Annotated in this window: 20 protein-coding genes; 10 read left to right on the forward strand and 10 right to left on the reverse strand. The window is 55.2% G+C overall.

The genetic code is table 11. The annotated features are described in order from the left end of the window. Positions 1 to 11 precede the first annotated feature (11 nt). From rapA to AADB16_RS03920, 6 genes are all read left to right on the forward strand, one after another. Positions 12 to 2,897 carry an RNA polymerase-associated protein RapA gene (rapA, locus tag AADB16_RS03895; RefSeq protein ID WP_410801511.1) on the forward strand — a complete coding sequence of 962 codons (2,886 nt, stop codon included), beginning with the start codon at positions 12 to 14 and terminating at the stop codon, positions 2,895 to 2,897. Between the two features lie 67 nt (positions 2,898 to 2,964). Beyond that, positions 2,965 to 5,415 carry an acyl-CoA dehydrogenase gene (locus AADB16_RS03900; RefSeq protein ID WP_410801513.1) on the forward strand — a complete coding sequence of 817 codons (2,451 nt, stop codon included), beginning with the start codon at positions 2,965 to 2,967 and terminating at the stop codon, positions 5,413 to 5,415. 17 nt (positions 5,416 to 5,432) lie between these two features. Beyond that, positions 5,433 to 5,813 carry a fluoride efflux transporter CrcB gene (gene crcB, locus AADB16_RS03905; protein ID WP_309044646.1) on the forward strand — a complete coding sequence of 127 codons (381 nt, stop codon included), beginning with the start codon at positions 5,433 to 5,435 and terminating at the stop codon, positions 5,811 to 5,813. A gap of 236 nt (positions 5,814 to 6,049) precedes the next feature. Beyond that, the gene (locus AADB16_RS03910; RefSeq protein WP_200202291.1) at positions 6,050 to 6,256 is read left to right on the forward strand and encodes a cold-shock protein; all 207 of its coding nucleotides are present in this window, start codon (positions 6,050 to 6,052) and stop codon (positions 6,254 to 6,256) included. A gap of 206 nt (positions 6,257 to 6,462) precedes the next feature. Then, entirely contained in the window at positions 6,463 to 7,038 is a 576-nt protein-coding gene (locus AADB16_RS03915; RefSeq protein ID WP_309044647.1) for a glutathione S-transferase family protein, read from the forward strand. Between the two features lie 260 nt (positions 7,039 to 7,298). Continuing rightward, positions 7,299 to 9,041 carry an alkaline phosphatase D family protein gene (locus tag AADB16_RS03920; protein WP_410801515.1) on the forward strand — a complete coding sequence of 581 codons (1,743 nt, stop codon included), beginning with the start codon at positions 7,299 to 7,301 and terminating at the stop codon, positions 9,039 to 9,041. A gap of 3 nt (positions 9,042 to 9,044) precedes the next feature. On the opposite strand, the gene AADB16_RS03925 is transcribed toward AADB16_RS03920, so the two are convergent. Continuing rightward, on the reverse strand, positions 9,045 to 11,444 hold the full coding sequence (locus AADB16_RS03925) for a xylulose 5-phosphate 3-epimerase (RefSeq protein ID WP_410801517.1): 2,400 nt from the start codon (positions 11,442 to 11,444) through the stop codon (positions 9,045 to 9,047). A gap of 131 nt (positions 11,445 to 11,575) precedes the next feature. Between AADB16_RS03925 and ilvD the strand changes: the two genes are divergently transcribed. Genes ilvD through AADB16_RS03940 form a run of 3 tightly spaced genes read left to right on the forward strand, consistent with a single transcriptional unit; the run spans position 11,576 to position 14,746 of the window. Then, positions 11,576 to 13,252, forward strand: coding sequence for a dihydroxy-acid dehydratase (gene ilvD, locus AADB16_RS03930; RefSeq protein WP_410801519.1), 1,677 nt, complete (start codon positions 11,576 to 11,578; stop codon positions 13,250 to 13,252). A gap of 30 nt (positions 13,253 to 13,282) precedes the next feature. After that, the gene (gene pbpG / locus AADB16_RS03935) at positions 13,283 to 14,221 is read left to right on the forward strand and encodes a D-alanyl-D-alanine endopeptidase (protein WP_410801521.1); all 939 of its coding nucleotides are present in this window, start codon (positions 13,283 to 13,285) and stop codon (positions 14,219 to 14,221) included. 45 nt (positions 14,222 to 14,266) lie between these two features. Beyond that, positions 14,267 to 14,746 carry an asparaginase domain-containing protein gene (locus AADB16_RS03940; RefSeq protein WP_410801522.1) on the forward strand — a complete coding sequence of 160 codons (480 nt, stop codon included), beginning with the start codon at positions 14,267 to 14,269 and terminating at the stop codon, positions 14,744 to 14,746. A gap of 2 nt (positions 14,747 to 14,748) precedes the next feature. On the opposite strand, the gene rsuA is transcribed toward AADB16_RS03940, so the two are convergent. The 4 genes from rsuA to AADB16_RS03960 form a co-directional block, all read right to left on the reverse strand. After that, positions 14,749 to 15,441, reverse strand: a complete 693-nt coding sequence (gene rsuA, locus AADB16_RS03945; RefSeq protein ID WP_410801524.1) for a 16S rRNA pseudouridine(516) synthase RsuA — start codon at positions 15,439 to 15,441, stop codon at positions 14,749 to 14,751. 5 nt (positions 15,442 to 15,446) lie between these two features. Beyond that, positions 15,447 to 16,475, reverse strand: coding sequence for a metal-dependent hydrolase (locus AADB16_RS03950; RefSeq protein WP_410801526.1), 1,029 nt, complete (start codon positions 16,473 to 16,475; stop codon positions 15,447 to 15,449). Between the two features lie 191 nt (positions 16,476 to 16,666). After that, entirely contained in the window at positions 16,667 to 17,413 is a 747-nt protein-coding gene (locus tag AADB16_RS03955; protein WP_309044655.1) for a THxN family PEP-CTERM protein, read from the reverse strand. A 157-nt stretch (positions 17,414 to 17,570) separates the two neighbouring features. Continuing rightward, on the reverse strand, positions 17,571 to 18,827 hold the full coding sequence (locus AADB16_RS03960; RefSeq protein ID WP_410801528.1) for a lytic murein transglycosylase: 1,257 nt from the start codon (positions 18,825 to 18,827) through the stop codon (positions 17,571 to 17,573). A gap of 245 nt (positions 18,828 to 19,072) precedes the next feature. On the opposite strand from AADB16_RS03960, the gene AADB16_RS03965 reads away from it, so the two are divergent. After that, positions 19,073 to 19,954: a response regulator gene (locus tag AADB16_RS03965; RefSeq protein ID WP_410801530.1), complete on the forward strand. Its 882-nt coding sequence runs from the start codon at positions 19,073 to 19,075 to the stop codon at positions 19,952 to 19,954. Between the two features lies 1 nt (position 19,955). Here AADB16_RS03965 and phoR read toward each other — a convergent pair whose 3' ends face one another. From phoR to AADB16_RS03990, 5 genes are all read right to left on the reverse strand, one after another. Then, entirely contained in the window at positions 19,956 to 21,263 is a 1,308-nt protein-coding gene (gene phoR, locus AADB16_RS03970) for a phosphate regulon sensor histidine kinase PhoR (protein ID WP_410801532.1), read from the reverse strand. Between the two features lie 44 nt (positions 21,264 to 21,307). Then, positions 21,308 to 22,000, reverse strand: a complete 693-nt coding sequence (gene phoB, locus AADB16_RS03975; protein WP_410801534.1) for a phosphate regulon transcriptional regulator PhoB — start codon at positions 21,998 to 22,000, stop codon at positions 21,308 to 21,310. Between the two features lie 119 nt (positions 22,001 to 22,119). Next, positions 22,120 to 23,007: a 4-hydroxybenzoate octaprenyltransferase gene (gene ubiA / locus AADB16_RS03980; RefSeq protein WP_410801536.1), complete on the reverse strand. Its 888-nt coding sequence runs from the start codon at positions 23,005 to 23,007 to the stop codon at positions 22,120 to 22,122. A gap of 107 nt (positions 23,008 to 23,114) precedes the next feature. Next, positions 23,115 to 23,708: a chorismate--pyruvate lyase family protein gene (locus AADB16_RS03985; RefSeq protein ID WP_410801538.1), complete on the reverse strand. Its 594-nt coding sequence runs from the start codon at positions 23,706 to 23,708 to the stop codon at positions 23,115 to 23,117. Beyond that, a complete protein-coding gene (locus AADB16_RS03990; protein WP_309044661.1) occupies positions 23,689 to 24,246 on the reverse strand; it encodes a hypoxanthine-guanine phosphoribosyltransferase in 558 nt (185 codons plus the stop codon). The genes AADB16_RS03985 and AADB16_RS03990 overlap by 20 nt, the downstream gene beginning before the upstream one ends. Between the last annotated feature and the right edge of the window lie 101 nt (positions 24,247 to 24,347).

The following is a 24,347-nucleotide window of genomic DNA, read 5'->3' on the forward strand; positions in this document are numbered from 1 at the left end:
TTGGAGGTTTTTTGGACGCATCGGAACTTGCTATTGGCCAGCGTTGGGTCAGCCACAGCGATACAGCGCTCGGGCTGGGAATAGTAACAGACATTTCTGGCCGTCGGATTACCCTGGGTTTTCCTGCGGCCGACGAAGAACGCACCTATGCAATTGATAACGCGCCGCTTTCCCGCATCGTGTATCAGCTTGGTGAGGAAATCGAGACCTTCGATGGCTCCAGGTATCTGGTGCGGGCGGTCGAGGATCTCGGTGGTGTGCTTTTGTACCACGGGGAGCCGTTGGCGGAGGGTGACGAGCAGCCTGAGGCAGATCTGGAACAGATCTCTGAGGTGAAACTTGCCGGCTCTGTCAATTTCTCTGCGCCCCATCAACGCCTGTTTGCGGGCCAATTTGACCGCAATGGCGCTTTCCGCCTGCGCTTCGCCACACTGCAGCACATGGACCGGTTGCGGGCGTCTCCCGCCCGGGGGCTGATTGGCGCTCGCACACAGCATTTGCAGCATCAGATCTATATCGCCCATGAGGTCGCAAAACGTCATGCACCGCGAGTACTTCTGGCAGACGAGGTTGGCCTTGGTAAAACCATCGAAGCCGGTCTTATTCTGCATTATCAATTGCAAACTGGCCGGGCCCGCCGGGCCCTGATCGTGGTACCGGATTCGTTGATTCATCAGTGGCTGGTGGAAATGCTCCGGCGCTTCAATCTGCGCTTCTCCATTGTTGACCAGAGCCGCTACGACGCCCTGAAAGACTCGGAAGATGATGTGGACGCCTTGATGGATCATATCTTTGGCGGCGACTCATCTGTTAACCCCTTTGAAAGTGACCAGTTGGTTCTGTGTAGCCTCGATTTTCTTGTGAACAGCGAGAAGGCTCGGGCAGATGTGCTGAAAGCAGACTGGGATCTAATGGTTGTGGACGAGGCCCACCATCTGGCGTGGAGCCCAGACGATGTTAGCCCGGAATACCAGTTGGTGGAGGAGCTTTCAGCAATCAGCGAAGGCCTTCTGTTGCTGACTGCGACGCCGGAACAGGTGGGAGTGGCCAGTCACTTTGCCCGGTTGAGGCTGCTCGACCCGGCACGTTTTCATGATTTGCAGGCGTTTCAGGACGAAGAGCTGCAGTACGAGGCGATTAACGGCGTAGTGCGGCGCTTGCAGGATGAGAGTTCAGACATTCATGAGGATGACCGCAAAGCATTGCAGGCCTGGCTAGGTGATGAGCTGGCGCAGCTGTTGGCGGGGGATTCACCACGGCAGGCTGTTATAGATGCGCTGCTGGATCGCCATGGCACCGGGCGGGTTCTTTTCCGTAATACTCGCGCAGCCATTCAGGGGTTTCCTGAGCGGCGGGCCAATGCAGTTCCTCTTGAGTGCCCCGAAATGTATCTGGGGCAAGAGTTCGGTTACCCCGGCCTGGCCCCGGAGCAATCCGTGCCAGAAGAGTTGTGGCTGGCGGATGATCCCAGGGTTGCCTGGCTGGAGAAAAAACTGGCGAGCTTACGGCCAGCCAAGGTTGTGGTTATCTGCGCTCTGGCCGAAACCGCTATGGCGCTGGAGCACTACCTTCAGCTTCGCGCCGGTATTCGCAGTGCGGCATTTCATGAGCATTTGAGCCTGGTGGAACGTGATCGTGCTGCTGCCTACTTTGCTGATAACGAACAAGGTGCCCAAGCGCTGATTTGTTCAGAGATTGGCAGCGAAGGCCGCAACTTCCAGTTTGCTCACCACCTTGTACTGTTTGATTTGCCAGCAAACCCGGACTTGCTCGAGCAACGCATCGGGCGCTTGGATCGTATTGGGCAAACCGAAACCATCGACATTCATATCCCTTACCTTCAGGGCACCTCGCAAGAGGTTCAGTACCGCTGGTTCCAGGAAGGCCTGAACGCGTTCTCTGAAAGCTGCGCCGTTGGTGTTGCGGTACAGGAGAAGGTTGGCGAGCAATGGACGAGTGCCATTGAAGGCGATCTGTCGGTGCTGGATGGCCTGGTTGAAGCCTCGGCTGCCGAGACTGGCCGTTTAAAAACACTGCTGCAAAATGGTCGCGATGCGCTGATCGAGCTTAACTCCTGCCGCCGTGATATCGCTGATGCTCTGATTGCGGGAATTGAGGAGGAAGAAGGTTCAGCCGAGGTGCGTGATTACATGATCGAAGCCTTCGATATTCTCGGGGTGGATATCGAAGATCATTCTGACCATGCGGATATTCTGCGCCCCGGGGAGCAGTATCAGGCCGGCCACGTTGCCGAGCTGCCGGACGACGGTGTAACGGTGACCTGGGATCGCCAGCATGCGCTGGAGCGCGAAGACATCGCCTTCATGAGCTGGGAGCACCCCATGGTGACCGGCGTGATGGACTCGGTGACCAGCTCCGGCTTGGGCAAGGCGGCCCTGGCCAGCCTGTCGGTGAAGGCGTTGCCACCGGGTACCCTGCTAATGGAAGCACTGTTTACCGTGCACTGCCCGGCGCCGGAAGCCCTGCAGTTGACCCGCTACCTCCCGGTTTCGCCATTGCGGCTGCTGGTGGACGTGAACGGAAAGGAGCTTTCCGCCGCGCTGCCCCATGATCGCCTGAACGATCTGTGCTCCAACATTCGCCGGCGCACCGCCCAGGCGATTGTGCCGCAGATCCGGCCCCAGGTAGAGACTATGGTGGATCACGTGGAGCGCCTGTCTGCTCCGCATCTGGAGCCAATGAAGCAAAAGGCGCTGGAACAGCTGGCTGCAAACTTTGAGCCGGAGATTCGCAGGCTGGAAGCATTGAAAAAAGTGAACCCGGCTATCCGGGACGAGGAAATTGATTATTTCCGCAACCAGCTGGGTGCTGCGCGAGAAGCCATTGGGCATGCCAGTCTGGCTCTGGAAGGGATCCGGGTTATCGTCACAGCGTGAGGCTGTTTTTTGCGATATCCTTGACGTAACATTTTGTAAGTTGACCCATGGATGACAGAGAGACCCTATGATGACTTTGATTCTGTTGATAGCAGCGCTGACAGGCCTGCTGATTGTCATGCGGCGTGAATCCGGTGCCAAGCCTGCCATTGGCGTAATGGTAATGGTTGGTGTTCTGTCGATGATCTTTGCATCTGGATGGCTGGCGCTGATTCTATTTATCGGTGCTGCAGTTACCGCAGCGGCGGGTCTGCCCGGTCTTCGTCAGGGCTGGCTCACACCACGCATTTTTGCCATTTTCAAGAAAGTTGCCCCCAAAGTATCTGATACCGAAAAAGTGGCGCTTGAAGCAGGTACGGTTGGTTGGGATGGTGAGCTGTTTACCGGGCGGCCGGATTGGCACAACCTGTTGATCAATCGCCACACTGGCCTGAGTGAAGAAGAGCAGGCGTTTGTGGATAACCAGTGCGTTCAGGCAGTGTCCATGTGTAATGCGTGGGACATTGCAGTAGAGCGAGCGGACCTTCCAAAAGAGTTGTGGGACTTTCTCAAGAAAGAGAAGTTCTTCGGAATGATCATCCCCAAAGAATATGGTGGACTCGGCTTTTCCGCGAAAGCCCAGACTGCCGTGCTGCAAAAAATTGCGGCCAATGAAATGCTCATGGTTACCGTCGGCGTGCCCAACTCTCTTGGGCCGGGCGAGTTGCTGCTCAAATACGGTACGGAAGAGCAGAAAGAACACTATTTGCCGCGTCTGGCGGATGGCCGGGAAATTCCCTGTTTTGGCCTTACCGGCACTCGTGCAGGCTCTGATGCCACCTCATTGCCGGATGTCGGCACCGTGTGTAAGCAGGAGATAGACGGCAAGGAAGTTATTGGCATAAGACTGAATTTTGAAAAGCGCTGGATCACACTTGCACCCATCGCAACGGTTGTGGGCTTGGCGTTCCGTATGTTTGACCCGGATGGGCTGGTGGGTGAGACCAAGGATTATGGCATTACCTGCGCGCTGATCCCCCGCGATACCAAAGGTATGGAGATTGGTCGTCGCCATTGCCCGATAGGAAGTCCTTTCCTGAACGGTCCAATCATTGGCAAGGATGTGTTCATACCCCTGGACTACATTATTGGTGGTCTGGATATGGCCGGCCAAGGTTGGCGCATGCTGGTTGAATGCCTCTCGGTTGGTCGTTGCATCACCTTGCCTTCCGGTGCTGCAGGCGCGGCGGCCTATGCTGTTGGTACTGCCGGTGGTTTCACCCGCATTCGCCGCCAGTTCAATACGCCAGTGGCCGATATGGAAGGCGTGCAGGAGCCTCTGGCTCGTATTGCTGCCAAAACCTATATTTCCCAGGCGGCGGTTAATCACACGGCCAACATGATCGACAAGGGCGAGAAGCCGGCCGTGCCCTCGGCGATTCTCAAGTATCACCTGACTGAATTCCAGCGCGGCATTCTGGCTGATGCCATGGATGTTCACGGTGGGAAAACGGTGACTCTGGGGCCCCGTAACTATCTGGGCATAGGCTATAGCGGTTCACCGGTTTCCATTACGGTGGAAGGCGCGAATATCATGACACGCAGCCTGATGATCTTTGGCCAGGGCGCTATCCGCTGCCATCCCTATGTACTTAAAGAATTGGCGGCCAAGGATAATGACGACATCAACGCATTTGACGACGCCTTCTTTGGCCACGCGGGCCTGATTTTTGGTAACGCCGCAAGAGCCTTTACCCAGGCACTGAGTATCGGCCGTGCAGACGTGCCTTTTGACAGCGCAAGCCGCAAATATGCGCAGGCAGTTGCCCGCTTCAGCGCAGCCTTTGGCCTGTGCTCGGACGCAGCCATGACCACCCTTGGCAGCGAGCTGAAAATGCGCGAGCTGATCTCAGCGCGCCTCGGTGACATGCTGTCGAATCTGTATCTCGCCTCCATGGTGCTCAAGAACTGGCATGAAACCCAGCCTGTAGAAGGTGAGAAAGAGGTCATGCAGTACAGCCTTGGCTTATTGCTACATCGCACAGAAGAAGCGTTGGACGGCTTCCTGCAAAACCTGCCAAATCGTGCAGTCGCTTTGGTTCTGCGAGGGGTCACTCTGCCCCTGGGCCGGCGCTGGGGTAACCCCCATGATGACCTTGCCCGCAAAATCGCGCGGTTTATATCCACCGATACGCCTATCCGCCACAAGCTGCTTGCGGGCACCTGGACCACAGATGGCGAAGGCTCAGTGGAGAATCCGGTGGCGCGCTACAACGGTTTGCTGAAAGATTATGACAAAGCTGAGCAGCTCTATCGCAAAGCCACCAAGGCATACGCTAAAGGCGAACTGCCAATGACGGCTTTGCATCCGGAGCAGCGTTTTGACGCTGCGTTAGAGGCAGGCATTTTCACCAAAGAAGAAGCCAGGTTCATGGATGAGTACGAAGCCGTGGTGTACGACATGCTCACCGTGGACGACTTCCCGTTTGATGAGTTTGCCCGCAACAAGGATACGGTGATTGATCACAACCCAGCGTAACGGGGCAGGCCGCTAATATGTGGCTGTCTTTTTTGGCCGTGAGTGTTGGCGCCGTTGTTGGCGCCAACCTGCGTTGGTTGCTGGGGCTGTGGTTGAACACCAGTTACCACGCGATTCCCTATGGCACCCTCGCAGCCAACCTCGGCGGCGGCTGGCTGGTTGGCTTGCTCATTGGCTATTTCAGTCATGCCAGCACACTGGCGCCTGAGTGGCGCCTGTTTGCTATCACCGGCTTGTGTGGCGCACTGACAACATTTTCTACCTTTTCACTGGAAATGGTTTCCGCTATCCAGGATGGCAAATGGGCAATGGCCATAACCGGGATTCTCGCCCATGTAATTGGCTCTATACTCATGACTGCATTGGGTATTTACACCTTTAGTCTAATGAAAGGCTAAATGGGTATGACTACCTAGTGGATTTATTTTAAATCTACTTGGCAAGTTGGTGATTCAGTAGTAGAGTGTTTTGGAAGGAAAGATTCAGCAAAGCATTTCATGAATAAGACGTACTCCGCAGTTAGTAGTGACCGTCCTGTTTTTGATTCCGCGAGTTCTGTATTTCCGTACAACGCTGACCAGCCACATTCAGTGAATGGCAGCAGTTAATATGATTGATTTCAGGAAGTTTAAGTATGTCTACTACTACCGGTACTGTTAAGTTCTTCAACGAAGCTAAAGGCTTTGGCTTTATCACTCGTGAAGGCGGCCCGGACGTTTTTGTTCACTACAGCGCAATTCAGGGCGGCGGTTTCAAGACTCTGGCTGAAGGCCAGCAAGTTGAGTTCACCGTTACCCAGGGCCAGAAAGGTCCTCAGGCGGAAAACGTTACTCCTCTCTAATCCCACTCGGATAGAGTAGTAACCGCCAAAAAGGCAGCTTCGGCTGCCTTTTTTTCGTTATAAGGGCTCGGTTCTTTTCCTGCACTGAAGCACTAATGTGGTACATTTTCAGCCAAGCACAGTAAGTTGTTTAAAGAGAATTGCTGGCGATCGTTACCCATGAGTGTCAACAAAGAGTATCACTGGGTTACACAACCGGAGAGCTTATGAAGCTGATTGGATCAACTACCTCGCCCTATGTTCGGCGCATCCGCATTCTGCTGGACGAGGAGCGCTACGACTTTGTGAATCTCGATATTTACGGCGCAGACCGTGACGAAATCAGAAGAGCCAATCCCGCACTGAAAATACCTGTGCTGGAAAGCGATGGTCAGGAAATTTATGACTCGCGGATTATTGCCCGCTATCTCAGCTCCAAACAGGGAAGAGACCCACTCACATGGGATCAGCAAAACCAGCTAACCCTGATTGATGGCGCTAATGACTCAGCAGTTACCCTGTTGCTAGCAAGACGGTCCGGCGTGGATGTAGATGCGCCCGGCGTACTGTTTTTTGATTTGCAGCGTGAGCGTATTATGACAACTCTGCGCACGCTTGCGGCGCAAGTGGAAGATGGCCAGTTTGAAGAATGGAACTACCCGGCCATCTGCCTCTATTGCCTGGTAGACTGGCTTGATTTTCGTGATCTTGTGGACTTCACCGGTATCGAAAGCTTGATTGCCTTCCGGGATAGCCATAACACCCTCCCATGGGTAGCCGAGACCGATCCACGGCAGTCTTAGGCACCGCACCATAGGTGCTCGCCCAGCCGGGCACCTGTTACCTCGCATATTCCCGTTAGTCCTGCCTGTTAACCTTTTTCATTGTGAATGCATTTTGGATGGCTGATTGCGTGTCGCAATTTGGCATCGCGTTGTCGCAATTTAGCAGTGCGTTTTGCATGCAAGCAGACTAGATTTCATTGTGACTCCTTCAGCGGCATAAGCTGTTGCGTATTGGGCGTCGGGCGCCCAGCCTCCAAGAATTCAAAGGAAATATAACAATGACAAAACTGACGAGACGGGATTTCCTGAAAGCCTCTGCTATGGGTATGGGCGCTGTAGTAGTGTCAACTGGCTTGGCCGGGTGCGTATTTGATAGCGACGATAAACGCACCACGGATTTCACTCACGGTGTGGCAAGTGGTGACCCGCTGGCAAACGGTGTGGTTCTATGGACCCGTGTAGTGCCAGACAGGGATTTTGAAAAGCCGGTAAGTGTGGCCTGGGAAGTGGCAACCGACCCCGGGTTTGAGCAACTGGTCCACTCTGGCACGGCCGACGCCAAAAACGCCCACGACTTTACCGTTAAAGTGGATGTGCGTGGGCTCGCCCCGGCACAAAAATATTATTATCGGTTCCGCACGGCGGATAGCCGGTCCCCTTCGGGCACAACGCTGACCTTGCCAGAGGGTGCTGTGGACTCCGTTCGGCTGGCTGTGGTGTCTTGTGCCAACTACCCTGCAGGCTATTTCAACGTTTATCGCGAACTCAGCAAGCGTGATGATCTGGATGCAGTTTTGCACCTGGGTGACTATATCTACGAGTACAGCAGTGAATCTGGCAGTTACGCTGCGTCTGATGCCGCTGCGCTGGGTCGCACCTTCCCGGCAGATAACAACCTGGAGTTAATAGAGCTGAAGGATTACCGTCGCCGGTATGGAATTTACCGTGGCGACGCAGATCTGCAGGCACTGCACCAGAAAGTGCCGTTTATCGTTGTTTGGGATGACCATGAAATCGCCAACGATGCCTGGGAAAACGGAGCCGAAAACCACAATGCCGGGGAAGGCGACTACGGCACCCGCAAGCTTGAAGCCTTGCAGGCGTACTTTGAGTGGATGCCCATCCGCCCAGTGATCGAAGGTAATGATGAGGCAATTTTCCGCACCTTCCGGTTCGGTAACCTGGTGGATCTGCACATGCTGGATACCCGTCACATGGGGCGGGATAAACAGTTGGACTACCAGGATTATTTCACTCAGACGGGGCTTGATGAGGCCAGCTTCAGAGCGGATGTGGGAAGCACCAACCGCACATTGTTGGGTGCCGAACAACTGCTCTGGCTGCAAGCTTCCATGGGCTACTCCACAGCGACCTGGCAGGTGCTGGGCCAGCAGATACTGATGGGGCGTATGAACCTGCCCGCAGAGCTGTTGATGGCTATAGCGACGGAGCAGTTTGACGGTTTGCCGCAGGCGCTTGGAGAATTAGCAGTACTCAAGGGGCGTAAGCTGGCAAACGACCTGTCGCTCACCCCTGAAGAGTTGGCACGGATTGAAACGGTAGCACCCTATAACCTGGACGCTTGGGACGGTTACCAGTATGAGCGGGAAGTGGTGCTGGGCACAGCCAAAGCGCTGGAGAGAAACCTGGTGGTACTGGCCGGCGATACCCACAACGCCTGGGCCAATAACCTGAAAGACATCTATGGGGATCAGGTTGGAGTGGAGTTTGCTGCGCCGTCGGTATCATCGCCGGGTCTGGAGGAATACCTTGAGCTTGACGAGGATCAGATTTCAGGCGCTGAGCAGGGTATTAGCCTGCTGGCGGATGATCTGGACTACCTGAACATCAACCAGCGCGGATTTATGATCGTGACCTTCACTGCCGAGGAAGCCCGGTCTGATTGGTACTTTGTCGATACCATCAAATCCCGTGACTACGCCATCGATACCGCCCGCAGCACAAGCCGGAGAGTTCGGCCCGGTGCGGGCAATCGTTACGTGGAATCTGTTCCCTCCTGATCATCAGCACAAGCCGCGGGTGATCAATGCAGGGTCACCGCGGCCTTCCACTGCCGCAAGTTCAGCACTGGATAGCCACTCCCCGGGTGGCTTGTCCAGAACACTGGCACAGGCTGCTAAAGCGTGGCCCCAGGAGCAGCCGTTGGCAAACACCATTCCAGCCTCATTCAGTGTGCCGCCCCGGTTAATGTAGCCCAGCACCCTGCTGTGGGCAGGATCGGGGAACAGCGGGTGCATGTGTCCGCGAAATACTTCGGGGCGCATGTGGGTGAGAGCAACTCTACGATGTAACCGGCCCGGAAACAGGCGTTCCCGTTCAAACTCTGAAGCACAATTCTCCGCCTCCAGGGTGTCTCTTGGCTCCCTGAACCGCCCGGGTTCCTGAATATAGACCAAACGAAACGAGGTGCTGGTATCGCGCAACCGCTCGCAAGCGCGGATTGCTTCCGAAAGCTGGTAGGCTCCGTTCGCAATCAGCAATATCGGCTCTCCCCCGGAGGTGTCTTCGTCTACCACCAGCGCCCCGCTCCTTGCGAGTGCTTCTGCTTCCTGCGCATCGAATACGCACGGCCGATTGCGTTTAGGAATAACCATGCAGCTGATACTGCCTCGCTTGGCAAATACTGAAGGAAGAACCGCCAGCGCACTGTTGTAATCGGCAGGAAAGAGCACCCGGGATACATCGTTCATTTCACCCAGCAGGCTCTCACAAAAAGTGGTGTCTTGGTGGGACTGTTCATTTTTGCCATTTTCCCAGGTGTGGGATGTGGCAATAACCGGCAGGCCAAGCCAGCGGGCCGGGCGGCCCAGGGCCTTTTGGTGGCGAGTAAAGATAAGTTCCTGGCGGATAGCGCCAAGCATTTTTACACAGAATGCTTCGTAGCTGGCCACCAGGTTTATCCCGGCTTTATTCGCCAGACAGGCAGATACAACCGCTTCCTCGTTCAGCGCCGTGATGATGTTGCCATGAACCGACTCAGAATCGTTCTCCGGCTCGTTCACCCGGTGTTTCAGGTTTTCCAGAACGCAGGTCAGGCGGTTACTGGCAAGTTCATCCGGGTTGCCTACACGGGCTCGAAGATTCGGGTTTTGCGCAACCAGAGCGCAGAAAAAATCATCCACGGCCTGCATGGGAGAAACCGAGTCAGCCCGGTCAGGGATGGCGGGAATAACAAGATCGGGCGGATCGCGCCTTGCCAGCGGGTGATCGCGCTCCAAGGGGCGGGATTGCTCGGTGTGTTCTTTTAGCCGCTGCACGCTTTGCGCAAGTTCTTCTGGCGCAACCCAAAGGCGGTGCGCGTGCGTCTGAAACAGCTCCCGGGCGCGAATATCCATGCGTGGATTGCCTGGTAGCGGCAGGTTGTGGGCAGGGTTCAGGCCGGCGCCATAAAAGCCAAAGCCTTTTACGGTTTCGGCAATACCGTAGGGCATTCGAACCGGATAGCCCAGCGCGCCTGCCAGTGCTTCCTCACTTCTTTGTTGCAGTGTATTTTCCATCTCTGCAAGGGCGCACACGAAGGCTGCCGGGTCGCGGCCGTCAAACCTGAATGGCTCGAAGCCAAGGGCCTCCAGTCTGGCCTCGAATCGCTCCAGCCCTTCGCGGGTGCCCAACTCAGTACGTTGCTCAATGCGGCGACCGTTGGCAATCATAACGGGGGTTACCAGACCACAATCGGCTGCCCGCCACCAACGGGGAATCCAGTCACTGCCGCGCTGTTCTTCGGCGGCACCATCGGATAGAAAGGCGACCAGAGACTCTCCGGGCAATGGCATGTGTGCGTACTGAAGCTCGGCAAAGCCCAGATAGCCACCCTCAATAATGCCTCCCGCTGTGTAGGGATTAACATGGCTACCCAGCGGCGCTGCCACGCTGCCGTCCGGTTTTTGTTGGTAACTGTAAAAATCCGCTACCATCCGTGACAGCCCCTCTGTTCCGGTGTAGCGTTTATGCTGCTCCGGAAGGAGATTGCCCGTTAGCACATTCAACGCATCAATGGCGGCTACGCAATGGCCCTGGCCCATAAGCCAGCTGCGGGTTTGGCCCGTCAGGTTGTTGAGTGCCATATAAGCTGCGTAAGCCGGCACCATATTCAACGCTCCGCCGGTGTGACCTTCCGGAGTGCTTTTGAAGTCCGTTGGGGCCAGTGGTGCACCGGAGGTGTCTACGCGATTTGCGTAGGTCATGTGTACTACCAGCCACATGCCAGCGCTGGTTAACCGGTCAAGATCCGCCAACTTGCGGTAGACTGTTGCTGAATCAGGTTGAAGACCTTTGGCAACAAGGTGTGCCGCCAGATGCTGAACACGCTCGCAAGTGGTCTCGGTATGTTGGATAACGCCATAGCCCTTGCGCCAGAGTTCATACTCGGAACAGGCCGTGGATGGCGAGATGTGTGATGGCATAATGTGCCTCCAATGCACAAAAATTGTGCAATTATTGTAGAGGGCGCCTGCAATCTGCTGTTTGATGCAGGTCAGGTGGGCTCGCTTCTGGCATTAATTTTGTTTGAGAACCATATTTTTGGGAGAGATCGATGACTGATGACAAACGCCGCCGTTATTCCGCCCCCGTGGTGGATGGAGTGGGCAAGTCTGCCAGCCGGGCAATGCTCCGAGCTGTCGGTTTTACCGATGAGGATTTCCGTAAGCCGCAGATTGGTATCGCCTCTACCTGGAGCAATCTGACGCCATGCAACATGCACATTCACGAATTGGCAGAAGCCTCTTCGACGGGTGCGGATGCAGCTGGTGGCAAGTCATTGATCTTCAATACCATTACAGTGTCTGACGGTATCGCCAATGGTACCTTGGGAATGAAGTATTCACTGGTGTCCCGGGAAGTCATTGCGGATTCCATTGAAACCGTCGCGGGCTGTGAAGGATTCGACGGACTGGTTGCAATCGGCGGTTGCGACAAAAATATGCCCGGTTGCATTATGGGGCTGGCGCGGCTCAACCGGCCATCGGTGTTTGTGTATGGCGGTACGATTCTACCCGGTGAAAATCACACCGATATTGTGTCGGTGTTCGAAGCAGTAGGCGCCCACGCCCGAGGCGATCTTGATTTAATCGAAGTAAAACAGATTGAAGAAACGGCCATTCCCGGCCCGGGTTCCTGTGGTGGCATGTACACCGCCAACACCATGGCATCGGCGATTGAAGCTATGGGCATGAGCCTTCCGGGCAGTTCTGCCCAGAATGCGGTATCCAATAACAAGCTGGATGACTGTCGCGCTGCTGGAGCGGCGGTTTTGAATCTTCTGGATAAAGACATCAAGCCTTCGGACATCATGACCCGCGAAGCATTTGAGAACGCGATTACCGTCGTGATCGCTTTGGGCGGCTCAACCAACGCGGTTCTTCACCTGTTGGCTATGGCCAGCACGGTCGATGTGGAGCTGAGCCTGGAAGACTTCGTAGAGATTGGTAAGCGCGTTCCTGTTCTTGCAGACCTGCGCCCCAGCGGCCACTACATGATGTCGGAATTGGTGACGATTGGTGGTATACAGCCGCTGATGAAGATGCTGTTGGAGCGGGGGCTTTTGCATGGTGACTGCCTGACGGTTACAGGACAATCGCTGGCGCAAAACCTGGCTGAAGTAGACCCTTACCCGGAAGGTCAGGACATTATCCGGGCATTCGATAACCCGGTGAAAGCAGATAGCCACTTGCGCATTCTTCACGGTAACCTGGCACCGGAAGGCGCTGTTGCCAAGATCACCGGTAAAGAGGGCACTCATTTTTCCGGACGAGCCCGGGTGTTTCATTCGGAAGAGGAAGCGCAAGAGCGGATTATCGATGGAACCGTGGTTGCTGGCGACGTACTGGTGATCCGTTACGAGGGTCCGAAGGGTGGGCCAGGAATGCGTGAAATGCTCACACCTACGTCGGCCATCATGGGCAAGGGTCTTGGTAACGACGTGGCCTTGATTACGGATGGACGTTTCTCCGGGGGCAGTCACGGTTTTGTGGTGGGGCATATCAGCCCGGAAGCGGCAGAAGGTGGTCCCATTGCGTTGGTTGAGGATGGCGATACAATCATCATCGATGCCGTCGCAAACACCATGGTATTGGATGTTCCTGACGAAGAGCTTGGGCGCCGGCGCAAAGCCTGGGTTGCTCCCGAACCACGATTTACCCGTGGTGTGCTTGCGAAATATGCTCGCACAGTAAGCTCTGCATCCACCGGCGCGGTTACCGACCTGCCATGATGCATCGATAACGCAAAAACAGAGTGCAACATGCATATAATGAACATCGTGCGGATGCTGCTGTGGCTGGTGTTATGCCTGCCACTTGCAGTAAATGCACAGCAGAAGAGCGCCAGCTTGGCTGGTGCTCAGAACCTGAATTTGGCATCGGTCAATGCGGCCGTGGCGATGGCTGGTAGCAATGAGCTGGTATTTGGCCGGAATGCAAACAGGCCTGTGCCCATCGCTTCCATAACCAAGGTGATGACAGCTCTAGTGGTGCTTGAATCTGGTGCTCCGCTGAATGAGTGGCTGGTGTTCGAGAAGCGCCACACAGCTGCTGCTGCCAATGCCTATACCCGCATCCGGATCGGCTCAACGATGCGTCGCGCCGATGTTCTACGCATTGCGCTTATGTCGTCTGAGAACTTTGCGGCCTACACCTTGGCCAGAAGCCACCCGGGTGGCTTCGATGCATTTATTGTTGCCATGAACGCCAAAGCGAAAGCCCTTGGCATGATGGGCACCCACTTTGTGGATCCAACTGGCCTCTCGGCAGAAAACCTTTCAACCGCAGGGGACCTGGTGAAGCTGGTCAATGCTGCTGCAAAGCATCCGGAAATTCGAGAATATTCCACAACAGGTTATTTTCGCGGCAACTTCCGTAACCCCCGTTACAGCTTGTCGTTTGGCAACACCAATACGCTGGTGCACCGTGAAAGCTGGGGCGTAGGGTTGAGCAAAACCGGCTATCTTTCGGAAGCAGGGCGCTGTCTTGTTATGATCTCTGAAATGAACGGTAAGCAGGTGGTCACGGTACTGCTCGACTCCCTGGGCACTCGATCCCCCATGGGCGATGCCGGCCGCATAAAGCGCTGGCTGGATACCGGTGCCAGTGGGCAGGTAGCTAAAGCCGCGCGGCAATACGCAGAGGAAAAGAACGCGGCCTACAACGCTTTGGCACAGAGCACTGCAACCGCTCTGAAATAGAACCCGAGCGACATTGCACAATGCGCTGAATAAGGCAGGAACCTCATGATCCGGATTTTCACTACTGGCGGCACCATCGATAAGGTGTACTTTGACGCAAACAGCGAGTTTGAAATCGGTGAGTCTCTGGTGCCGGAGCTGCTGGCGGAATCGAATATCCACAAAGGTTACAGCCTGCAGGGGTTATTGCGCAAAGACAGCCTGGAAATGACCGATGCAGATCGTGACAAGGTGTTTGCTGCAGTTAATGCCTGCGATAACAGCCGCATTCTGATTACCCACGGCACTGATACTATGGCGGAAACCGCTCAGGTGCTGTCATCTCTGAAAGACAAAACCATTGTGCTGACGGGAGCCATGCAGCCCGCACGGATGCGTCGTAGCGATGCGGTGTTCAACATAGGTTTTGCCTGGGCGGCGGTGCAGCTTTTGCCCCCCGGCGTCTATGTTGCCATGAATGGAGAAGTGTTCGAGGCCGGCGCTGTGCGTAAAAACCTGAAAGCCCAACGCTTCGAGCGTTCCTGAACTCAGCCAATCGAAGCGATTTCCTGCTCCGTCAGGTCCCGATACGCACCCGGCTCCAATGCCGGGTCGAGGGATATATCACCAATGCGCTGCCTGTGCAGGGCCTCCACATGATTCCCTACCGCCGCCAACATGCGCTTGACCTGGTGATAGCGCCCTTCTGAAATAGTCAGTTCAATCAACTGAGGCTCCACAACCTTCACCTGGGCAGGCTTTGTGGGCTTTGTGTCATTTTTAAGCAGGATGCCGGTTTCCAGTTCCTTGATGGCTGAATCTGTTATAGGTGTGTTCAGGCTTACCCGGTAAGTTTTCGGACAGTCTACTTTTGGGGAGGTGGCCCGGTGAGACCATTTTCCATCGGTTGTCAGTAGCAGCAAGCCCGTGGTGTCGGCGTCCAGTCGTCCCGCAATGTGCAGATCCTGGGTCAGCTCCGCGGAGATAAGGTCCAAAGCAGTGGGATGATCACTGTCGCGAGTAGCACTAACAACGCCAGCAGGCTTATTCAGCATGAGATAGCGTTCACCCTGAATCGTCAGATGCGCGCCATCCATAGATATCTCAGCATCCGCAGGGACGTGCTTTCCCGTGTCTTTCCAAACCTTGCCGTTAACCTCAATTCTCCCGGCATGTATGGCGCGCCTGGCCTCTTTGCGTGAAAGCGGTGAGCTTGTCGAAATGAACTGATCAAGACGCATGGTTGTTAACACTCCTGGCCAGGGGCTGGCGTTGCAAGATTGGCAAGACACAGCACAGGAATAGCGCCGGTGGAGCGGGCCCAGAGCAGAGGCAGTGCGCCGGTATTCATGATAGGCCGCGGGGCACGTTCACCATTGCCTGGCGTGAGCGCGCCATCTTGATCATCCGCCAGAATGAAGGTGAATGGGTGTGCCCCGGGGATGCCCAGGCGAACATCGGTTGCGGTGATTTCGCCATTGCGTGCCTGGTAGTCGAGAAAGCCATTCGTAAACCATTCCAGGCGACGGGCTTCGGGTAATTGCGCGACAGATTTGGCCAATTCTGGCTCACGGGGGAAATGCTCAAGGGTTAAAGGAGCGCCGCCATCCAGAAACCCGGTTACGATCTCGACTCGTTGATCATTCTTGATGGCCGTGGCACGCCATAACACCGTATTGAACGGCATGGGCTGTACCAGCAGTTCGGCCTTCTCAAAGCCCGCCTCTGCGAGAGCCGGTTGGACTCGTTCGGTAATGATCTGTTGGGCCGCGAAAGACCACCCGAGATACGCAGTGGACAGAACCAGTCCCGCCGCTATGGCACGCGCCGCTGGAGGGCGTATTAAAAAAGCAATGCAGCCTGCCAACAGCGGGAGTGTGTACAAAGGATCGATGATGAATATGCTGCTTATGGCAAGGGGTCGGCCAAACGGCCAGAAAAGTTGTGTGCCGTAAGTGGTAAAGGTGTCCAGAAGCGGGTGCGTCATCAACGCCAAAGCCGTTAGTAATAACCAGCGGGGAAACCCCGGTTCAGGCTTCCAGCGCCAGAGCAAAGCGGCAAGCAACAGTGACAAAGGCGCAAGCACAAACAGAGAGTGGCTAAAACCCCGGTGCTGGGTAAAGTTAGCCACCGCCGTTCCGTAATCAATCAGCACATCAAGATCGGGAAGCGTAGCCAGCAGCGCGCCGATGAGGAGAACCGGTCGCCCGAGGGTTTTGCCTGCCACAAGGCCAGCAATTGAGGCGCCAAGAGCCGCCTGAGTGATTGAGTCCATGAATTCCGCAAAAGTAGAGGGTGATGGTGGGTATTATGCTTGGAATGCGGGTTCAGATCACGGGAAGAAGGATGTGTTGAAAAAACGTGTGTTAAAAAAACCGACACCCCGGACTTGATGCAAGCGCGGGGTGTCGGTTTTGTACTATGTGCACAACAGGGCTATAGAGTTCCTGTTAGTGTACTAACCAATCAAGCGGCTTTGCGGCGACGTGCCATGCCTAGACCGGCCAGGCCAAGGCCGAGCAGTGCCAGAGTGCCTGGCTCGGGGACTGCTACAGAGCGTACATTTAGCTTCGCTAGAAGGTCGACGGAGGTTGCGTCGCCTTCAGGGGTGAATATCTCAGTGGCTCCACCGTCGAATCCCAGGAGGGATAGCGAGTAGATGTTGGAGCCAAACTGGAACTCTGAACTTTCGATCATGTTGTCCAAACGAACAACGTCATCCACGTCGCGACTTGAGCAGCCAAAAATAAACGCAAGTGGGCCGCAGTGAACGTTTGGCGTTTCAGTATGACTGAAATCAAACGTGTACGGACCGGTGATGTTGCCATTGCTTGGGTTTGTGGAGAACGAAGCGTACACGTCAAGCGCGGCGCCGGAGATGCTTTCTCCAGTGATGCGGTTGTTAAAATGGGTGAAGGTTCCCAACACGAACGGGTCGTTCGAAGTCAGTGTTTGCGGCAAATTGTTAGGACCTTCAAAGCTGAAACCACTTTGGGGCCCATTTGAGCACTCTCTCCACCAAAGGATCCCTGAGCACGACTCCTCGCCGGTACCCCAGCGAATGCTCTCTGATCCAACCCCTTGAATATTTGATCCGCCGACAGGCGATTGCCATTCGCCATTCACAGAGTCAAGATTTACTGGATAGGCAGCTACACTCATAGCCGCCGTCAAAAACAACGCACCAATGGATCCCTTCGCCAACATCTTCATGGCATAACTCCTAGCTTTAACAGTGAAATGACACAATTCATTTTATGTCGTCAGTTGCTACCATTGAGCTAGTTCCGTGCCAACTAGGTATCGCTATATATATCAGTGTGTTATGAGTTGCTTTCTTTTTGGTTGTAAAAAAAGCTGACAGCCTGTGCTAAATGCTAAGCCCGAGCCGGTCAAGCAATTCATGCCCCGGGAAGCCGTCGGCGATCAGCCCTTCAGCGTGCTGATATTTACGAATCGCAGAGCGGGTTGCTGGCCCGGTAATACCATCAGGCTTGCCCGCATCGTACCCACGCTCGTTGAGAGCTGCCTGAAGTGCAAGAACCGTATCTCGAGAAAGGGCCGGCGTATCCTCCGGTGGCGGATTCTGCAACATTCCCGCGCCCGCAATGCGGTCAGCCAGGTGGCCTACGGCTATGGCGTAGAACTCCGACCGGTTCCAGCCCATGATCACTTTGAAGTTGTGATAGGCAAGAAATGCCGGCCCGCTGTGGCCGGCTGGAACAATCAGTGCGGCGGTAATCTCTTCCCGGGCAAGAGGTTTGCCGAACGCATCGGTAATACCCAGTTCGCCCCATTTGCTCAACTCAAGGCGACGACCATCAGCCAATGAGTAGTCGAAGTTCTTGGGCAGCAGCACTTCACGGCCCCAACGGTAGTCGCCGTCCCAGTTCATGGACTGAAGGAACTTGCCTGCAGACATCATGGCGTCTGGCAGGCTGTTCCACAGGTCGCGGCGGCCGTCGCCATCGGCGTCTACCGCATGCTTCAGGAATACGGTGGGCATGAATTGTACGTGCCCCATTGCACCGGCCCAGGAACCTTCCATTTGCTCCACCGGGATTGCGCCTTCATCAATAATGCGCAACGCGGCAATCAGCTGTTCGGTAAAGAATTTGCTGCGTCGGGCATCACAGGCCAGAGTTGTCAGCGAGTCCGGCACGGACATTTTACCAAAGTAGCTGCCGAAGTTGGTTTCCAGTCCCCAGAAGGCGACGAGATAGGGCGCGGGCACGCCGGTCTCTTCAGTTACCCGAGCCAGAAGTTCGCTGTGTTCTTTGATCAGCACCCGGCCTTTGCTCACCCTGTCGTCGTTAACCCGACGGTTCAGGTAGTCGGCAAAGGTGGTGGTGAACTCGGGCTGCCTGCGGTCCAGCTCGATTACCCGGTCTAAATGCTTGACCCCGGTCATAACGTCTTGAGCGGTTTTTGCGCTCACCCCGGCTGCAATGGCTTTTTCCTGAAGTTGCAGTTTGCACTCCTCAAAGCCAACCGGCGCCGCCAGTACGGCCTCGTTGTCTGCCACTTTGGCCATTGCAGGCAGAGCGGAGATAGCCAGAAACGCGGATACAGAGACATGGCACGCTATACGCCGGTTGGGCAGAATCCTTGCAAGCTTGGTCAGCACGGAAAACCTCGGTAATAGAAGAAGGTGTGGACTGTAAAAGGTCATGGTAGCGTGTTTTTCAGTTGGTGAAACACTTTACAAGGCCCATGGGGGTGACAGTTCTTTAACATGCTGCTGCAAGGGGGGCGCAAATACCGCAGTTGGTGGCTTTCAGGTTGGAAGTTTGTGGTTTTTTGTAGCATGCGGGTTTCCCCTGCGGGCCTTTGTTCTATAGTTGGAGGCATACATTCATAAGAGTTCAAAACATGGCAATGCTGAAAGCGCTGGTGGTTGATGACGCCAGTTTTGTAAGGGATCTGGTCAAGCGTACAATACGCCAGCGTTTTCCCGTTATAGAAACCACCGACGCCCAGAATGGTCGCAGGGCGCAGTCCCTGATGTCTCGCGGCATGTTTGATCTGATTCTTTGTGACTGGGAAATGCCCGAGATGTCTGGCCTTGAGCTGCTGCAGTGGATGCGCCAACAGCCTCAGTACGAAAAAGTGCCTTTTATCATGATTACCAGCCGTGGCGACAAAGACCATGTCATTGAGGCTGTAAAGGAAGGTGTATCTGAATATCTTGGCAAGCCGTTCAGCCCGGAGGGCCTGAGCAAGAAGATCATCAAGGTAATGGGCAGCACGCTGACAACGGCTATGGGCCGCACGGGCAAATCCATGGAGGGGCCAGCAGATGCGTTCAAGGAGTCAGCGGCACTGCTGACACAAAAGAGGGAGCCAATACCCGCACCAGTAACTCAGCCCACCCCGGCAGCCGGTGCCTTCGCGCCGCCGGTTCAGCAGTCTTCCAAGCCCGCGGCCACCCGAAGCACTATGAGCCTTGCGTCAATCCGCTTTGCAGAGAGCACTCTGAAATCGGTCGTTAAAGACATTAACCTGACGGAAGTACGAGTCATTGCCCGGCGGGATCAAGAGTTTCCGGGCATTCTGGATCAGGCGGTGGTCGATATAGAAACCGGAGAGGGGCAGATGGCGCGACTGAATGGGTACGTGCATCAGCTGCAAGCGGTTGATAAGCGGCAGGATACCGATTTTGTGAGTGTGTCCATTCGGTTTGTGGACGAGGATCCAAAGAAAATGGAGGATCTTTCCCGGTTCATCGCCCGTTTCAGAGCAGGTAAGCGATAGTTTATTCAGTAATCGTCGACACTAGCCGTTCTGGGGGAAAGTGACACACAAACTCGCTGCCTTCACCAAGCCGGCTTTTTATCTCCAGATTCCCATCGTGGTTAATCAGTACATGTTTGACGATGGCCAGGCCTAGCCCGGTTCCGCCGGTGTCTTTGTGTCGGCTGGGATCTGCACGATAAAAGCGTTCCGTGAGCCGGGGAATGTGAACCTCATCAATGCCGGAGCCTGTGTCTTTAACTGACAGATGCCCCCCTTCATTGTCTGTGAACCAGAGCACCTTGATTTTGCCCCGAGCAGGCGTGTATTTAACCGCATTGAAGATAAGGTTGGAGAAAGCGCTTCGTAGCTGGTTTTCATCGCCGCTTATCAGTTGCTCGCTGGCTACTTCAAAGCGGATGTCATGCTGGCTTTCACCGCTGAGAGTTCTTGCATCCTGGCAGATTTGCCGCACTAACCGGTCAACGTTGGTTGGTACATCCTGCTCGGATTGCTTACCGGTTTCGATACGGGATAAAAGAATAAGATCGGCAATCAGTGTCTCCATTCGGAACGATTGGGTAGCCATTGTGTTGACCGCTCTCCGCCACTTGGCGGGCAGATCATCGGCGTTGTCCACAAGGGTTTCCAGATAACCGCTGATTACCGTTAGTGGTGTGCGCATTTCATGGGAAACATTGCTTACGAAATCCTGGCGCATCTGCTCTAACTGATGCAGGCGCGAGACATCCTTGGCCACAATTAGGCGGTCGTCTTCTCCGAACAGGCTGATCTGGATTTGCAGATGAATATGAGGTTTCGCGGGCGAGCTCAGCTCCAGGGGTTCCCGGTAGTTTTTTGCGTCAAAGTAGGCTTTGAAAGCCGGTGTTCGGATGAGATTGTAAATATACTGCCCTTGATCCGTAGAGCGTTGAAATCCCAATAGGTGCTCTGCAGAGCCATTCCACCATTCCATGGCGCCAAGAGCGTCGGTCATGATGACGCCGTCGCGCATGGCGTTTGTGGATTCCTGTATGCGATCTATGCGCGATCGCAGACTGCTCTGGGCTTGCAGAGAACTCTGGGTGAGCTTGTGCAGTTTTTCAAAAAAGCTGCCCCAGATGCCTATGCTTTGAGGCGCTTCACTGGCGCTATTCGGGTCTGACAGCCAATGCGCCAGGCTCCGGGTTTGGTAGAGCGTCCACAACAGATAGAGCGCAAGGCCGGCGGTCAAACCGTAAACCGGGTAACCCAAATACAGGCCAGCAAGCGTGCTGCCTGCAAGCCCGGCAAGTGTGAGACGCAGATGTCGCGACCAGATTTTCTGCATTTAAAGGCAGCCTTGTGGTGCTTTTGGTGAGCGGCAAGCGTAGATCAAGCGGGCTGGGTAGAGAACCGGTAGCCTGCGCCTCTCACAGTTTGAATCAGATAGTCGTGATGTTCACCCAGGGCTTTGCGCAGCCGCCGAATGTGCACATCAACCGTTCGCTCTTCAACGTATACATTGCCGCCCCATACCTGGTCCAGAAGCTGGGAGCGTGTGTAAACCCGCTCCTGGTGAGTCATGAAGAACTGCAGCAGGCGGTACTCCGTAGGCCCGATATTCAGGGGGCGCTCGTTTGAAGTGACGCGGTGGCTGGCTGGGTCCAGTGTCAGGCCGTCTACCTCAATGGGGTCGTCGATGCCAGGAGGCGTTGCCCGGCGCAGCACGGCTTTCAGGCGGGCGACCAGTTCTCTTGGGCTGAAAGGTTTGGTGATGTAGTCATCAGCCCCGATTTCCAGGCCGCGGATCTTGTTGTCTTCCTCAACCTTGGCGGTGAGCATGATGATGGGTATATCTGAGGTGGTTTCTTCTTTTTTCAGCCGTCTTGCCAGTTCTATGCCGCTGGTGCCGGGCAGCATCCAGTCCAGCAGAATAATGTCGGGTTGCCTGTCGACGATCAGGGCGTGGGCCTCGGGGGCATCGCTGGCCTCGAGGCATTCGTAATCAGCCATCTCCAGCGCCACAACGATCATTTCGCGGATAGCGGGCTCGTCATCGACAATCAGGACGGTTTTTCCAGACATATTCTCTAACCTGTTTCAGACCATGATGTGTTGCTGAACTATTACAACGCTAGAGTGTTACAGCTGTGTGACAGCCCGGCCCATTCCGCCGTTACCAGATTTCTTTGGTGATTCCTTTCCTACGACACAAACAGGTCGATAATCAGCCCGGTAAATACCGCGAACCCCGCCCAATTGTTGTTCAGGAAGGCTTTGAAGCAGCCGTCGCGCTCACGATCTTTGGCCAGATACTGCTGGTAGATAAACAGACAGGCCATGGCAACCAATCCAAGATAATAGAAGCTTCCCAGCTCACAGCGGTTGCCAACAATTATCAGGATGAGCACCACCATGGCCTGAAGTGCGCCGATGATTGCACGGTCGCCATCGCCGAACAGGATGGCTGTGGATTTAATGCCGACTTTCAGATCGTCGTCGCGATCCACCATGGCATAGAAGGTGTCGTAAGCTACTGTCCAGAGTACGTTGGCCGTGAACAGCAACCAGGTAACCTGGCTGAGCTCGCCAGCTTCTGCCGCCCATGCCATGGGGATGGCCCAGGAAAAAGCAGCACCGAGGAACAGCTGGGGTAAATGGGTGAAGCGCTTGGAGAAAGGGTAAATAAACGCCAGCAGGGCGCCGCCAAAGGAAAGGTAGAGCGTGAAGGTGTTGGTAATAAACACCACCATCAGGAAAGAGATAATACAGAGGCCGCCAAACAGGGCGACTGCTTCCCAGGCCTTTACTCGACCGGTGGTCAGCGGGCGGTCTTTGGTGCGCTCTACGTGTTTGTCCCAGTCCCGGTCGGCAAAATCATTAATGGCGCAGCCGGCGGCACGCATAAAGAAAACGCCCAGGGTGAACACGATGATATTGCCTATGCCGGGGTTGCCCTCACCGGCAAGCCAGAGTGCCCAGTATGTGGGCCAGAGCAGAAGGAGAGTGCCAATTGGGCGGTCGATGCGCAGAAGTTTTGCGTAATCGGTTAATCGGCTCCGTATGTGTTCTGGCACGGCGTCAGGCAGCATGGGTCTATCCGTTTGGGGCATGGAACAGAATGTGTGGAAAGCAAACGTGCAGGGATTATAGCCAGTGGGCGGGCAAGGGTGAAAGTCGGAGCTTCCTCCGCAGCCCGTCAGCTCCTGCGATAAAGCACTGGAAGCAGATATTCGCCTACCAGCAATGCGCTCTCTTTGTTGCTGAACAGGGAGCGGCGTGCAAGTTCAGGTTCAGGCAGTCCGGTTTTTGATGAGCTGCGGTTTGACGAGGTGCAAAGCCCGGTCTCAAGGGGCCCTCGCTGCCAGTCGCGGCTGCTGAACAGGAAAGCGCCCAGAGGTTTGCTGCCAAGATTAAGCAGTCGCCTGCCTTCACCTTTGAGGCAGGCAAGGGGGATAACGGTACGAGCTAGAACCAAGGGCTTGCCATCGCCGCACAGGCGCACTTCGCGAATCCAGGCAAGTTGGCGAAAAGGGATGCCCAGGCGCCGGGCTTCTTCTAGGGTGGGTGTGGCAAAGCCTTCGCGCTGCACTTCTACGTGAAACGAGCTTGCACATTGCTTTTGCAGCGCCCGTGTGAAGGAGCCTTCAACTTTCAGCCAGTAACTCGCCGGGCCATGCACCTCCGGGTTGCGCAGTCTGGCAGCGGCAAAAGAGCTATACCAATTGGTTGGTGGTATAGCCGTGCCCGGCTTGTCTATATGGGGCTCGATTTCAAAGGCCCTTAACGGCATAGATTCCAGGAGCGTTGCGCCAGTACCCTTTGTAATCCATGCCGTAGCCAAACAGGAAGCGGTCTTCAACATACAGGCCTGTGAAATCAGCCTTCAGATCCGGGCGGGCTTTGCGGTCGTGCTGTTTGTCCACCAGAACGGCCGTCAGAACCTCTTTTGCCCCTTGGCTCAAACAATAGTCAGCTATCGCGCAGAGGGTGGTGCCTTCGTCAAGGATGTCGTCAATAACCAGGACAGTGCGACCTTTCATGTCGGCCTTGGGCTGAAGTGTCCACTCCAGAATGCCGCCGGTGGTTTCCTGCCTGTAGCGTGTTGCATGCAGGTACTCCGCCTGAACCGGGAAGTTGAGGCGAGGCAACAGCTGACCGGTAAAGATCAGACCGCCGTTCATCACACAAAACAGCAGGGGATTACTGTCTTTGAGGCGGCCGGTAATGTCGTCGGCAAGATTGCGAATGGCAGTCTGTACTCGCTGCTCATCAACCAGGCAATCAGCTTCGGCCATAACCTGATTCATTTCGGCGACGGTATCGCTCATAACGGTCGGTCCTGTCGTAAAACGGGCGATTATACCGGAGAGGGACAGCGGAGGGGAGGGGGTATAATACGGACAATTGGCAGAAAAACTCGGTGTGAGCG

It is taken from the genome of Marinobacter sp. KMM 10035 (genome assembly GCF_046537445.1).
Lineage (GTDB): Bacteria > Pseudomonadota > Gammaproteobacteria > Pseudomonadales > Oleiphilaceae > Marinobacter > Marinobacter sediminicola.

Excerpts from the sequence above, each read along its gene's own strand:
- AADB16_RS03985 (WP_410801538.1), bottom strand. The coding sequence starts at position 23,708 with ATGCCGTTAAGGGCCTTTGAAATCGAGCCCCATATAGACAAGCCGGGC.
- phoR (WP_410801532.1), bottom strand. The coding sequence starts at position 21,263 with ATGCAGAAAATCTGGTCGCGACATCTGCGTCTCACACTTGCCGGGCTT.
- pbpG (WP_410801521.1), top strand. The coding sequence starts at position 13,283 with ATGCATATAATGAACATCGTGCGGATGCTGCTGTGGCTGGTGTTATGC.
- AADB16_RS03900 (WP_410801513.1), top strand. The coding sequence starts at position 2,965 with ATGATGACTTTGATTCTGTTGATAGCAGCGCTGACAGGCCTGCTGATT.
- AADB16_RS03990 (WP_309044661.1), bottom strand. The coding sequence starts at position 24,246 with ATGAGCGATACCGTCGCCGAAATGAATCAGGTTATGGCCGAAGCTGAT.
- rsuA (WP_410801524.1), bottom strand. The coding sequence starts at position 15,441 with ATGCGTCTTGATCAGTTCATTTCGACAAGCTCACCGCTTTCACGCAAA.
- phoB (WP_410801534.1), bottom strand. The coding sequence starts at position 22,000 with ATGTCTGGAAAAACCGTCCTGATTGTCGATGACGAGCCCGCTATCCGC.
- AADB16_RS03920 (WP_410801515.1), top strand. The coding sequence starts at position 7,299 with ATGACAAAACTGACGAGACGGGATTTCCTGAAAGCCTCTGCTATGGGT.
- AADB16_RS03915 (WP_309044647.1), top strand. The coding sequence starts at position 6,463 with ATGAAGCTGATTGGATCAACTACCTCGCCCTATGTTCGGCGCATCCGC.
- ubiA (WP_410801536.1), bottom strand. The coding sequence starts at position 23,007 with ATGCTGCCTGACGCCGTGCCAGAACACATACGGAGCCGATTAACCGAT.
- ilvD (WP_410801519.1), top strand. The coding sequence starts at position 11,576 with ATGACTGATGACAAACGCCGCCGTTATTCCGCCCCCGTGGTGGATGGA.
- AADB16_RS03910 (WP_200202291.1), top strand. The coding sequence starts at position 6,050 with ATGTCTACTACTACCGGTACTGTTAAGTTCTTCAACGAAGCTAAAGGC.
- AADB16_RS03950 (WP_410801526.1), bottom strand. The coding sequence starts at position 16,475 with ATGGACTCAATCACTCAGGCGGCTCTTGGCGCCTCAATTGCTGGCCTT.
- AADB16_RS03955 (WP_309044655.1), bottom strand. The coding sequence starts at position 17,413 with ATGAAGATGTTGGCGAAGGGATCCATTGGTGCGTTGTTTTTGACGGCG.
- crcB (WP_309044646.1), top strand. The coding sequence starts at position 5,433 with ATGTGGCTGTCTTTTTTGGCCGTGAGTGTTGGCGCCGTTGTTGGCGCC.
- AADB16_RS03925 (WP_410801517.1), bottom strand. The coding sequence starts at position 11,444 with ATGCCATCACACATCTCGCCATCCACGGCCTGTTCCGAGTATGAACTC.
- AADB16_RS03965 (WP_410801530.1), top strand. The coding sequence starts at position 19,073 with ATGGCAATGCTGAAAGCGCTGGTGGTTGATGACGCCAGTTTTGTAAGG.
- AADB16_RS03940 (WP_410801522.1), top strand. The coding sequence starts at position 14,267 with ATGATCCGGATTTTCACTACTGGCGGCACCATCGATAAGGTGTACTTT.